Annotated in this window: 8 protein-coding genes and 1 pseudogene; 6 read left to right on the top strand and 3 right to left on the bottom strand. The window is 67.0% G+C overall.

The window, feature by feature from the left end:
• Positions 1-34: 34 nt before the first annotated feature.
• A pseudogene (locus tag M0R80_05470) lies at positions 35-490 on the bottom strand (FAD-dependent oxidoreductase).
• A 279-nt stretch (positions 491-769) separates the two neighbouring features.
• Here M0R80_05470 and M0R80_05475 point away from each other — a divergent pair.
• The 3 genes from M0R80_05475 to M0R80_05485 all read left to right on the top strand — a co-directional run bounded on the left by M0R80_05475 (position 770) and on the right by M0R80_05485 (position 4623).
• Complete coding sequence (locus M0R80_05475; protein ID MCK9459068.1) at positions 770-1867, top strand: hypothetical protein; 1098 nt, start codon at positions 770-772, stop codon at positions 1865-1867.
• 21 nt (positions 1868-1888) lie between these two features.
• Positions 1889-3205 carry a VCBS repeat-containing protein gene (locus M0R80_05480; GenBank protein ID MCK9459069.1) on the top strand — a complete coding sequence of 439 codons (1317 nt, stop codon included), beginning with the start codon at positions 1889-1891 and terminating at the stop codon, positions 3203-3205.
• A gap of 101 nt (positions 3206-3306) precedes the next feature.
• Positions 3307-4623, top strand: a complete 1317-nt coding sequence (locus tag M0R80_05485) for a PQQ-binding-like beta-propeller repeat protein (protein MCK9459070.1) — start codon at positions 3307-3309, stop codon at positions 4621-4623.
• Between the two features lie 53 nt (positions 4624-4676).
• On the opposite strand, the gene M0R80_05490 is transcribed toward M0R80_05485, so the two are convergent.
• Together M0R80_05490 and M0R80_05495 are read right to left on the bottom strand one after the other, a co-directional pair.
• Positions 4677-6326, bottom strand: coding sequence for an IgGFc-binding protein (locus tag M0R80_05490; GenBank protein MCK9459071.1), 1650 nt, complete (start codon positions 6324-6326; stop codon positions 4677-4679).
• Between the two features lie 52 nt (positions 6327-6378).
• Positions 6379-7485, bottom strand: coding sequence for a DUF362 domain-containing protein (locus tag M0R80_05495; GenBank protein MCK9459072.1), 1107 nt, complete (start codon positions 7483-7485; stop codon positions 6379-6381).
• A 113-nt stretch (positions 7486-7598) separates the two neighbouring features.
• Between M0R80_05495 and M0R80_05500 the strand changes: the two genes are divergently transcribed.
• From M0R80_05500 to M0R80_05510, 3 genes are all read left to right on the top strand, one after another.
• Positions 7599-8885, top strand: a complete 1287-nt coding sequence (locus tag M0R80_05500) for a clostripain-related cysteine peptidase (GenBank protein ID MCK9459073.1) — start codon at positions 7599-7601, stop codon at positions 8883-8885.
• A 98-nt stretch (positions 8886-8983) separates the two neighbouring features.
• Positions 8984-10627, top strand: a complete 1644-nt coding sequence (locus tag M0R80_05505) for a hypothetical protein (GenBank protein ID MCK9459074.1) — start codon at positions 8984-8986, stop codon at positions 10625-10627.
• A 30-nt stretch (positions 10628-10657) separates the two neighbouring features.
• Entirely contained in the window at positions 10658-11899 is a 1242-nt protein-coding gene (locus M0R80_05510; protein ID MCK9459075.1) for an expansin-like protein, read from the top strand.

Here is an 11899-nt window from a genome sequence, read left to right on the forward strand (position 1 = left end):
GCATCGTGGACTACAAGGCGCGGGTCGCGGCCTTGTAGTCCACGATGCCCGTGTCCGGCACGTGCAGCCCGGCGAGGCCGGCGACGTACGGCTCGAGCTCGCGGATCTCCTCGGGCCCGACGCGGCGGATCCCGTCGAGGCCGTTGGCGTGCCCCCGGCGCTCGAGCTCGTCGAGCGCGGGCAGCTCCTCTTCGCGCACCGCGACGACGACCTTGCCGCACCTTTCGTGGGGAACGCCGCGCTCCTCGCAGAAGCGGTAGAGCGCCTCGCGGCCCCGCGCGCAATTCATCGCTTTGAGGGAGCCGGGCCTATAGTAGAGCCCGGAGTGGATCACGCCGCTGTTGTTGCCGGTCTGGTGCGCCGCGAGCGCGGGCTCCTTCTCGACGACGACGACGGACGTCCCGGGCCGCGCCGTGAGCGCCATCGCGGTCGCCGCGCCGACGATCCCGCCGCCCACGATCGCCACGTCGAATCTCCGCGCCTCGTCCATCGTCCCTCTCGTCCGCGCCTCTCCGATACCATTTCGCGTTATCACGCGGGAGCCCAAAGAAAAGTAAAGCTGCAACCTCTTGATATTGCTCGATTGTCACAGGTGTACCCGTTGACTGACTTTTTTTACCCTGTAAGCAAGAGGACAAGACCCGAACCACACGCCGAGCATCGAGCTGTAGTTCGCGGAACGGGGGGGGCGCAGAGCAGAAAGGTCCTACAGTAGATCGGATCGCAGACAGGTCGGCCGCGTTGCGACCGATCAAAGAAGGGGGTTACCATGAAAAAGAAAATGTTGTTTGCGGCAGGTGTTTCGCTGCTGGCGATCTTCGCGAGCGTCATGTTCGCGGCGAACGCGTGGGCCGTTGATGATTCCCAAGACGATGTCGATCTGTGGCAGGTCGTGTCCGAGCGCCTCGGCGATTCGGGATACTGGACCTACGACCTGGACGGAGAGCTGGAGTTCGAGGATCTCGGGGCCCTCATGGATCGCCTCGCTGAGGAGCTCGGCGTCTCAGTGGGTGGTTCGGGAGGAGGAGGGTTTCTGGACACTGACAACTGCTCGACGACGGGTAGCGTCATCACCTGCACGGTATCGACACCGTCGCGTTATGTGGTCGTGGGGAAAAAAGAGGGCACCGACGACATCATCATGTGCGAGTGTGCAACCATCGACGGCACATATACCGAGACCGGGAAAGAAGCCCACGGGAGTACTACGGGACTCAGGGTATACGGCACGACCGGGCAGGACGCGATCAAGCTCGTCCGATCGGGAGCATCTGACGTCACAGGATGCTCCTTCGACGATTTTCCGACGTGGTTTTCCGCCCAAATTCTCGTTGATGCCGATGACGCGTACGATTGGGTGTACGGCTCGGATGACGAAGACGACCTGTACGGCGAGTACGTCATGGGCTACGCCGACTCTGATGATATCTACATCGATCAGAACATGCCGGCTACCGAATATGGGTTCGGCGGCGATGGCGACGACATCATCATCGGCAACGCTGGCGCGGAGGAACTGTACGGACAGAACGACGCCGACGAAGTCTACGGGAACGGCGGCGCTGACCTCATTCGCGGAGGACCGGGGAACGATTACTTGGAAGGCGGGAATGGAGGCGACCGCATTTACGGTGACGGCCCAGATTCCTGCGACGACTACAACGACCAGGACACCATTCTTGGAGGCTTGGACAACGACGTGTTGTGGGGTCAATGCGGGGATGACAAACTCGATTCTCAGGGAGGAACGGGCGACGTTTGCCACGGCGAAACAAACATCGGAGGCGGAATGTACATCGGCGACGGGTGCAGCTACTCGTATTGCGAAACGTACGACGGATGCGAGTACGATTGGGATGCACCGTAGGTCACTCTCGGTGAGGCCGCGATGAGAGTGGTCATCGTCGTCGCTTCAGTGTTCGCGCTCATGTCATCGGCTTGCACGTGCGACGAATCACGGAGCGAAGGGCATGATCCGGACTCAAGTCCGGATTCAGGTGCCGACGCTGGCGGCGACGCCTGCACGGATGTCGATGCCGATTCAGACGTCGACGCGGGCGTGGACGCCTCGGCCGACTGTGTTCTGGCAACGTTGTTTTTCGAGGAGTTCGTCATCGCGGACGCGAGTATTCACGTTTTCATGGCCGCGGGCGACTTTAACGAGGACGGCATTGTCGACTTGGTGGTCACTCAGAGCAGTACAATTGGCGTGTTTCTGGGAAATGGCGAAGACGGGATCGGCGACGGCACGATGAGCTACGACGCGAGCTACCTGACCGGGGAGAACCCCTATGGAATCGCGGTCGCGGATTTCGATGAGGACGGCGTTCTCGATCTGGCAGTGAACAACTTCCTGGATAACGACATCAGCATCCTACTCGGCGATGGCGTGGACGGGATTGGCGACGGCACCTTCGCGTCGCCCGTCGACTACCCGACCGGAGAAGGCCCATACGCTATCGAGGTTGCCGATCTCGACGAAGACGATGTCTTTGATCTCGTGACCGCCAACATCAGCGACAACACCATCAGCATCCTGTTCGGTAATGGATCGGACGGGGTAGGCGACGGTACTTTCGCGACACAGGTGACCTACGGCGATCTCGTGTATCTCCCCGGGTACGTCGAGGTTGCTGACCTCAACGAGGACGGAATCCCGGACCTCGTGGTCGCGGGCAACAGCAGCGCGAATGTGAGGGTCCTGTACGGCAACGGCTTCGATGGGCACGCGGACGGCACGTTCGCAGTTGGCGGCGCTTTCACTGTTGGGGATCACCCGCATGCGACCATCGCGGCCGACTTCGACGAGGACGGGCATCTCGACCTCGCCGTGTCGAACTACGAATCGAACGACATCAGCATTCTACTCGGCACGGGCGAGACTGGAGATGGCGCGTTCCTGGAACAGGTTGTCTACCCGGTCGGGAACGTCCCTTCGAATCTCGCCTTGAGCGACCTTGACAATGATGGGGTTCTCGATCTCGCTGTGAGCAACAAGCTCAGCGACACAGTGGGGATCCTCGCGGGCTGCGGTGAGGGTGGAATAGGTGACGGTACGTTCGGCGCACAAGTTGAATACAGCGTTCAGGAGGGACCAGGCAGCATCATTGCTGCGGACTTTGACGAAGACGGCCTCATGGACCTCGCGACCGCGAACCACGTTTCCGACTCTATTTTCATCTTGTACGGCGAGTGGGCCGAATAATCCGCTTCTGAACGGCGACGATTGTCCGTGATGACTGTGATGTCTGTATCCCTCCCCGACCGTCGCGCTATAATCCCCCCGCACTTGAGGAGGAACCACCCATGGCGCGCATCGTGAAGACGGCTTGCCCCGACTGCGGGGCGCGGTTGCAGTTCGATCCCGAGGGCACCGAGGCGAAGTGCGAGTACTGCGGCGCGGTGTCGCGCATCGAGAAGCAGAAGCCGCCCAAGGGCCAGGCCCCGCAGCAGTTCCAGGGGCACGTCGTCTACGTGCCCAAGGCGGGCCACTCGTGGATCGCGTTCATCATCCTGCCTGTCGTGCTCACGATGGCGATCGGCGGCGGGGTCATGACCAAGGTCTTCGGCGCGATAGGCGGCGTGGAGTCGGGCGGGGTGGGCGCCGGCGGCCTCGCGGGGCAGGGGCTGCTCGAGCACATGCAGTGGCAGGGCAACTACCAGCCGGTGCTCCTGGACGTCAACCAGGACGGCGCGGTGGATCCGATCGGCTGGGTCCGCTTCCTGAACGGCTCCTCCACGCTGGATCACCTCGCGGCGTTCGACGCGGCGACCGGGAACCGCCTGTGGATCACGCCGGCCATCACGGACAGCTCGCAGTCGTACAACTGCCGGGTCGCGCTCTCCGGCGACAAGATCGTCGTCGCGGACACGACCGGCGTGCTCCGGGCGTTCTCCGCGTACAACGGCCAGCTCGTGTGGACCGCGATGCTCGGCGAGCGGGCCGATCGCATCTGCGGCGCGGGCGCGGGTTACGTCCGCGTCGAGACGACCGACAAGCGCTCCCTCACCGTCGTCCTCGCCACCGGGCAGGTCACGCCCACCGGGACGGTCGAGAGGGGGACGCCCTGCGTCGGCGTGCAGGCGCCGGACCGGGACGAGAGCCTGTACTCGAGGCTCGCGGGCGGCACCTGGGACGAGGGCGGCGTGAAGAACCCGGAGATCCCCGGCATGGACGTGGAGGTCGTCGCGGTGGACGCGGTCACCGGCGCGTACGTGGCGCTCGGCGTCAAGAGCCCGGGCACGCGGGTGCCCACGGCGGCGCTCTACGATCCGCGCACCGTGACCGAGAAGAAGCCCCAGGCCGCGCCGCGCTGGATGACGGCCATCCCCGCGGTCAACCCGCTCACCGTCCAGGAGGGCGACCCCGAGACCGCCGCGATCGCCCAAGGCCGCCTGATCGTGCCGTACGCCCTGCAGGGGTCGGAGGCGGGGTGGCGGCTCGCGTGCCTCGAGGTCGCCTCCGGCCGCAGCCTGTGGGACGTCCCGATCCCGAACGCCTCGTCGGGGTCGATGGGCAAGGTCGTGGCGTCGGATCGCCAGGTCTTCCTGTCGCACTGGACCTGGCTCGACGTCTTCGATCTCGGAACGGGCCAGCACCGGATGACGATCGGGGTGTGGTGAGAGCGCCGAAACTATAATTGCTCTTGGTCAGACCGAGAGCAAACGGAGCTTCGCTACTCGATGATGATCGGGTTGATGGTCTCGAGGTCGACGCCGCCCGTGTAGCCGTAGGAGACGCGGCCGCCGTAGCCCCAGACCGTGATCCCCACGGGCTCTTCCGCATCGACCGTGTGCGTGAAGTCGGCGATGCCGCAGTGCGCGATGTCCCAGTCCGCGCTCAGCGTCTCGACGATGCACTCCGGGTTGCCGACGATCGGGGCGTCGTCGAGCAGCACCTCGAGCCCGGCGGGAAGCGTGATCACGACGTAGTCCGCGATGTACTTCTCGGGCGCGAGGAACACGTAGTTCGTCATGAACTGCTCCACCGGCGGCACGAGGGCGAACGCCGGATCGCCGCACGCGCCGTAGAAGTCGACGTCTGTCGCGTCGGTCCCGGTGAGGAACTGGCCTATCATGATGGGTTGCGTGGAGTCGACGTGGAACGAGAAGTTCGCCGGCACCTCGACGACCTGCCCCTTGCTCATCGTCGCAGGGATCCCCGGCACGTTCGGCGTGGTCGTGATCACGGTGTCGTCCTCGGACGCGACGATCCGCCAGTAGTCGTTCTCGGCCGCCATCGTCGTGTTGCGGATCGGCGTGCGCGCGGCGACGTACTCGTAGCTCCACGTCGTCACCGGGAACAGTTGGTGCTCGACGTGATCGCAGTAGGCGGTCCCGGTCGGCACCTGGGCGCAGGTGTTGCCGCCGAACGCGGCCACCGGGAAGTCCGCCTCGACCCACGTGCCGGACAGATCGCCCGAGGAGTTCAGCTGCACGACGTCCGAGGCGTTGAGCGAGAACACCATCTCCGTGCCGGCGGGCGTGTACGAGACGCCGCTCCCGGCATCGACGTTTGCGGTCGGGACGACATGCACGATGGTCCCGTCCACTGTCCCGATGATGTTCATGCTCGCGGACCCCGTGTTCGCCGGGTACGAGAGCACGTAGTAGTACTTGTCCAGCCCGGACGCCGCGAGCAGCAGGCTGCCGTCGTTCGTGCAGATGTCCGACTCGTCGCCCATCAGCCCGGCGTAGGGGTTGAACTGGTACGCGACGATCGGCAGGTCGGACGTCACGCGGAACGCCTTGTACGGGATGCTGTAACTGCCCGCGGTCGTCGTGTCCCCGAGCATGAACACGTAGGTCTCCTTCGAGCCGACGTTCGCGACCTCCTGGGGCTCGTACCCGGTCGCGGTGCGCTTCTCGACCGTGACCACCGCGGTGTCCGCCTCGAGGTTGCTCACGACGATCGCGTACGGCTGGTTCGGCGTCGAGTTGTCCATGTCCACGGCCCAGTACTCGCAGCCCACGTTCGACTTGTACGCGAGCGCGTAGCCGCACTCCGAGTCCTCGACGCACATGCCGTTCAGGCAGATGAGCGGATCGCCGCACTCCTCGACGAGGGCGCTCTCGTCATCCGGGCCGGTGCACTCGTACACGGCGTCGCCGATGCAGAAGAGCTGGCCCTCCGTGCAGTCCTCGGGCTCCGTGTCCGAGTCGGAGTCCGAATCGGAATCCGCGTCCGTGTCCGTGTCGGCGTCCGTGTCCGCGTCGGAATCCGCGTCGGAATCCGCGTCGCCGCTCCGGTATCCGTCGGCGGACTCGCACGCCGCCGCCGCGCCGAACGCCGCGCACAGCGCCATGATCAAGTAAAGCTCACGCATCGAAGGGCTCCTTTCGGCAGGAAGGCTATTCTCCAGGCTCCCACGCACGATATTAGGTGATATCGACGCCGGATTCTACGATCTCGTCCGCGCGGGACGCGGACGGGCCCATGTAGCGGGGCAGATCGATCGTGCGGAGATCGACGAGCCGCCGATCCGCGACGCCGAGGCCGAGTTCGGCCGCGAGCTCGAGGTAGGCGGGGGGGCGCCGCACCTCCGCGAGCGTCTTGAGCCCGTTCTCCGCGCGCAAAAGCTCGATGAGCTCGCAGGCGATCGCGTCCATCGCGACCGGATCGGTCGTCGCGTAGACGCTCTCGTGGGAGACGTGGGCCGCGCGGTTGAACTTGGGGCCGCCGTCGTACAGGACGGTGGAGCCGTCGACGACGTTCAGGCGGACGCGGCCGCGGATCTCCTCGAGCGACCACAGGCGCGCGATCGCCTCGTTGACGATCGCGTGGTTCAGGTGCGGCTTCTCCACGGTCCCGAAGGTCATGTTCTTCATGCAGCAGGTGACGCCCGCGAGATCGTGGTCCTTGATGGGCGGCACGTTGATCACGGCGGTCGACCACAGGAGCAGATCCGAGAAGCGGGCGCGGGCCCTGCCGGTCTCGCGCCACGCCTTCTGGTAGGGGTTGTCCGCGTGGGCGAGCACCCGCATCCGGGACGGGTTGGACTGGACCGTGTAGCGGCCGCCCATCATGTTGCTCGCGAACATGTCGAAGACGAGGATGTTGGCGTCCGGGACGCCGGCGTCGCGGACCGCGCCCGCCACCGCGAACGCGACCTCGCGCATCGTCGACGCCATGCGCGTGCCGAGGCAGTTGACCTTTATCGCCACCCGGTCGGTCGGGCTCACGAACGAGAGCCACGCGCGCCCCGGATCGGTCTCGCCGGCGAGCGCCGCGACGGCGGCGTCGACCATCCGCCGCGCCGCGTCCGGCCTCGGGAAGATCCCGTCGCGCATCCCGGGCATGCGGACGCGGACGACCTGGCCCGGCGGCGGGACCCGGGCGCCCGGACGCTTCCCCGCGGCGAGCGCGGCGCCGACGCCCGCCGGCCCGGCCGCGAGCAGCCCGAGGCCGCCGCCGAGCCCGAGCGCGAGCGCCTCGCGGCGCGTCAGGGCGCCGGGGGAGACCCTCCTGGACCTTTTCTCGACCATCGAGGAACATGAATACACGTTGCGGCGCCCCGCATCAATCGCGGCAACATTCCGTGGGCACAGCGAGGGGTTCGGGGTTAGGCTGTGGACGGACATCGGCGCGGAGGTGACACGTGCACGCACGGACGACTCGGCTGGCGCTCTTCCTCGTTCTGGTCCTGACCGCGTGCGGCGGCAAGTCGCCGTCGTACGTCGTCCCGCCCGAAGACACGGACTCCGACACGGACACGGACACGGACGTCGACACGGACTCGGACTCGGACACGGATTCGGACTCGGATACGGATTCGGACTCGGACACGGACACGGACTCGGACACGGATTCGGACACGGACGCGGATTCCGACGGCGACACGGACACGAACACGCCGCCCGAGGGCACGTGGACGCTGATGTTCTACTTCGACGGCGACAACAACCTGGACGAGTACCTTCTCGAAGACGCGAACACACTCGAGCAGGTCGACCTCCCGCCGTGGCTGACCGTCATCCTGCTCCTGGACCGATCGAGCTCGGGCGACTGGGAGGGGACGAGGCTGTACCGGATCGAACAGGATACGAACCCGTCGGCGATCACGTCGCCGCGGCTCGCGGATCCGACCTACCTCGGGCTCTCGGACACGGGCGACGGCGACGAGCTGAACATGGGGGATCCCGCGACGCTCGAGGGGTTCATCGACTTCGCGCAGGCGAGCTTCCCGGCTGACAACTACGGGTTGTTCCTCTCGGATCACGGCGACGGGTGGACGAAGAAGGCGCTCGGCGGGCCGGCGGACCCGGTCAAGGGGACCTGCTCGGACGACACCTCCGGCGGCGACAGCCTCTCGGTGCAGACCGAGATCCGGCCCGCGATCGCGGGAAAGGGGCTCGACGCGATCGGCTTCGATGCGTGCCTCATGGCGATGATCGAGGTGGCGTGGGCGCTCCAGGACGACGCGGCGTACTTCGTCGGCTCGCAGAGGACCGAGCCGGCCGAGGGGTGGGACTACGCCGCCTGGCTGACCGAGTGGATCGACGGCGGCACAGACGGCGCGCGCGGGCTCGTGGCGGAAGAGGTGAACACGTACGGCGCCTACTACGGCAGCGAGTGGGGGATCACGCAATCCGCGATCGACCTCTCGCTCCTCCCGGCGCTCGGGGAGGCGATCGACGCGTTCATGGCGGTGGACGATCCGCAGGATCACCTCGGCAGCCAGATCGAGTGGGGGACGGGCATCTACGACCTCGGCGAGATCGCGGAAGACGCGGGAAACGCGGCGCTCACGGCCGCGATCGAGGACGCCGTGATCGAGAACTTCGCGGCCGGCGGTTCGTACTCCGGGCTCTCCATCCTCTTCGAGGACAGCTTCCCCGGCGATTACACCTCCACCCCGTTCTGCCTCGACACCGACTGGTGTTGACCCATCCCCCGACCCCTTCCCCGCGGGGAAGGGGTGCGGCAAATCGCCGCGTTTCTGGTACGATTGCCGCCATGAAGAGAAATCTCATTTGGTTTCTGATGATCGCAATCGCGGGCTGCTCGGACGGCGGCGGCGGTGCCGGGGACGCGGGCACGGGCGCGGATACCGACGCGGACACCGACACGGACACGGATACGGATATCGATTCCGACACGGACGCGGATACGGACACGGACGTTCCCGAGGTCTGCGATCCGCCGATCGAGCGCGCGGACAGCTCGTCGCCGGATCACGTGATCACCGACTGCACGGACGACACGCAGCTTCGAGAGGCGCTCGCGGCGGGCGGCGTGATCGTGTTCGACTGCGGCGAGGCCACCATCCCCGTGACGGAGGTCACCGCGATGCCCAACGACGTCGACACGGTGCTCGACGGCGGCGGTATCATCACGCTCGACGGCGGCGGCGCGACCCGGCTGCTCACCGTGGATGGGCAGTGGTGGCAGGAGACCGGGACGACCGTAACCGTGCAGCGGATCACGATCCGGAGCTTTCGCGCCGAGGGCAGTGAGCTGATCCCGACGGTGGATCCCAATCCCAACAACTGCTCTCAGGGGTACGTGGACGGCGACGGCGGCGCGCTCTGGTTCCGCGACGTCAACGTGCGCGTCCTCGACAGCGCGTTCCTGGACAACGAGGCCGCGGACTACGGGCCCGACACGGGCGGCGGCGCGATCCGTCTTCTCGGCACCTCCTCCGCGGTGATCCAGGGGTGCTCGTTCCTCGGCAACCGCGCGTCGAACGGCGGCGCGATCGCGGGCCTGTTCGGCGGCACGGCGACGTTCGCGAACAACCTCTTCTCCGGCAACGAGGCGACCGGCTGGGGCGCCAACGGCAACGACACGGAGAACGAGACCGGGTGCCCTGTCCTCGAGAACGGCCAGCGGCAGACCGGCTCGGGCGGGAACGGCGGCGCCGTGTGCTTCGACGGCGGCGATCAGGCGGCGATCACCTTCTGCGGCGACCTTTTCGAGGAGAACGTCGCCGGCGCGATGGGCGGCGCGTTCTTCCGCACCGACAACGTCTCCCCCGCGCCGTTCTCCGTCGATCGCGCGACGTTCCGGGCGAACTCGAGCGTCTACCGCGAGGAGGCGGCGGGTGGGCCTGGGGTCCTGTACCTGCACCGCCAGAACGCGGAGATCACCGCGACGTCGTTCATCGACAACAGCTCGGCGACCGGATGCGGCGCCATCCAGGCCGACACGGGCGACCTGCACGTCCTCAACACCACCTTCGCCGGGAACGAGGCGGTCACCGGAGTGGGCGGAGCGATCTGCGACTTCCAGACGACGGAGATCGACTACTGCACGTTCGCCGACAACAAGGCGGATGGCGGCGCCGGGTTCTTCGCGGGCGCGATCTTCGGGTTCGGCACGACCATCGACAACAGCATCCTCGCGGGAAACTCGGGCGCGGGCGGCGGGAACCAGGAGACGTGCAACGACGTGGGCCACGAGGGCGGCAACAACGTGCAGTGGCCGGAGGGGCACTCGGCATGCACGGCCGACACGACGTTTGCGGATCCGCAGCTCGGCCCGCTCGCGGACAACGGCGGCCCGACGCTCACGGAGATGCCCGCCGCCGCGGACGAGGCCGTCCAGGTGGGCGTCGACTGTCCGGCCGTCGATCAGACCGGGAAGGCGCGTGCCGAGCCGTGCACGTTGGGTGCGGTCGAAAAGTAGGCCGGTCGAGTTTCTGATATAGTCACCGGCATGAATCACCGAATCCTTATGCTCATCGCTGCGGTCGGTTGGGCCGGCTGCTCGGACGGCGGCGGCGCTCCGGGCGGCGACGGAGGGATCGCGGATCAGCCGGGCGCGGATTGCGGCAGCGTCCGCCTGACGCAGTACGCCGCGAGCGCGGGCGGGTACTGCGAGTTCGATCGCACGACAGAAGTGCTCCCCGCGGACGTGCAGGCCGGGATGACGACCGCGATCGCCGAGCCCTGGAACGGCTCGTCGTACGGCGGCGATCCGGGAGAGGCGTGCGGCGAGTGCTGGGAGATCGACACCATCAACGGGACGCGGATCGTCATGGTGCACGATCTCTGCCCGATCGAGGGCAACCCCTTGTGCGCGGGCGGGCACTTCCACTTCGATCTCGCGGCCGAGGCGGCCGAGGCGCTCGGGGGCGGCGCGCTCGACGAGGCCTCGACGCGGCGGGTGCCGTGCCCGGTCGAGGGGAACGTCTTCGCGCAGATCATCGACCGCAACGAGTGGGGCTACGTCCGGCTGCAGTTCGTCAACCACCGGATTCCGATCCGGACGGCGGAGTTCCGCGCGGCGGACGGCGACACCTGGTTCGCGCTCGAGCGGAGCGGCGGCGCCTGGCACGTCCTGGAGAACGGCGAGGCGTTCGCCGCCGACGGTCCGGGCGGCGCCTTCCGGCTGACCTCGGCGCAGGGGGAGGTCCTGGAGGGGGTGAACGTCCTCGACTACGGGACCGGCGTCGGCTCGGTCTTCGACCTCGGCGCGCAGCTCACGGACCAGGATCCGAAGGAGCACGAGACGTGCGAGTTCGTCCCGCCCGCGGACGTCTACGTCGACGGCTGGGGCGGCATCCCCGACGTGCGGTGGGCGCCGAACCCGTGGGACGGCACCGAGATCGCGGAGGTCGAGTCGGGCTGCCGCTCCGGATCGTGCCTGCGCGTCGATCCGCTGCCGCAGTGGTCGGGTTTCCACCTCACCTACCGGCAGTCGTTCCCGGCCTCGACGTTCTCGTCGCTCACGCTCTGGGCGCGCGCCGCGTCGGGAGAGGGCGCCATCGACGTGGCGCCGAACGGCGACGGCGGGCAGTGCCCGGTCACGAGCGCGGCGGTCGGCTCCGAATGGACGCAGATCACCATCGACGTCGCGAGCGCCTGCGACGGGTACGGCACGCTGAACATGGTCACGGTCCAGAACACGGGGGACGCGTTCGAGCTCCTGCTGGACGACGTGGTTTGGGCGGAGTGA

It is taken from the genome of Pseudomonadota bacterium, assembly GCA_023229365.1.
Lineage (GTDB): Bacteria > Myxococcota_A > Polyangia > JAAYKL01 > JAAYKL01 > JALNZK01.

What these genes read in the sequence shown, in the direction of transcription:
- M0R80_05475 (MCK9459068.1), top strand. Translation starts at nt 770, where the DNA reads ATGAAAAAGAAAATGTTGTTTGCGGCAGGTGTTTCGCTGCTGGCGATC.
- M0R80_05480 (MCK9459069.1), top strand. Translation starts at nt 1,889, where the DNA reads ATGAGAGTGGTCATCGTCGTCGCTTCAGTGTTCGCGCTCATGTCATCG.
- M0R80_05485 (MCK9459070.1), top strand. Translation starts at nt 3,307, where the DNA reads ATGGCGCGCATCGTGAAGACGGCTTGCCCCGACTGCGGGGCGCGGTTG.
- M0R80_05490 (MCK9459071.1), bottom strand. Translation starts at nt 6,326, where the DNA reads ATGCGTGAGCTTTACTTGATCATGGCGCTGTGCGCGGCGTTCGGCGCG.
- M0R80_05495 (MCK9459072.1), bottom strand. Translation starts at nt 7,485, where the DNA reads ATGGTCGAGAAAAGGTCCAGGAGGGTCTCCCCCGGCGCCCTGACGCGC.
- M0R80_05505 (MCK9459074.1), top strand. Translation starts at nt 8,984, where the DNA reads ATGATCGCAATCGCGGGCTGCTCGGACGGCGGCGGCGGTGCCGGGGAC.
- M0R80_05510 (MCK9459075.1), top strand. Translation starts at nt 10,658, where the DNA reads ATGAATCACCGAATCCTTATGCTCATCGCTGCGGTCGGTTGGGCCGGC.